The sequence below is a fragment of the Nocardioides malaquae genome (assembly GCF_015070385.1).
In the GTDB taxonomy this organism is placed as follows: domain Bacteria; phylum Actinomycetota; class Actinomycetes; order Propionibacteriales; family Nocardioidaceae; genus Nocardioides; species Nocardioides malaquae.
Map to the genome: position 1 here is coordinate 1 of NZ_JADCSA010001108.1, position 239 is coordinate 239.

The following is a 239-nucleotide window of genomic DNA, read 5'->3' on the forward strand; positions in this document are numbered from 1 at the left end:
AAAAGAAAAAACTGTTTCTTCTGTCTTTACTGCTCCTTCCAATAATGCTAATTTTCCTATAGTATTTAATACATTAAACAAAAAATGAGGATTTAATTGAGATTGTAGTGCTTTAAGTTCTGCATTTTTTAATGCTTTTTCTAATTCTGACCTAGTTTTTGTCTCTTTAAGCAACTCCATATTTTTTTTATTTAACTCCTCTTGGTAAATACTGGCCAATCCTTTTTCTACTATATGAT

The 239-nt window shown here is 27.6% G+C and carries 1 protein-coding gene; it reads right to left on the bottom strand.

Annotated elements, in window-relative coordinates; translation table 11 throughout:
• On the bottom strand, nt 1-239 hold a 239-nt coding region (locus IEQ44_RS18780; protein WP_193639482.1), incomplete at both ends, for a histidine kinase.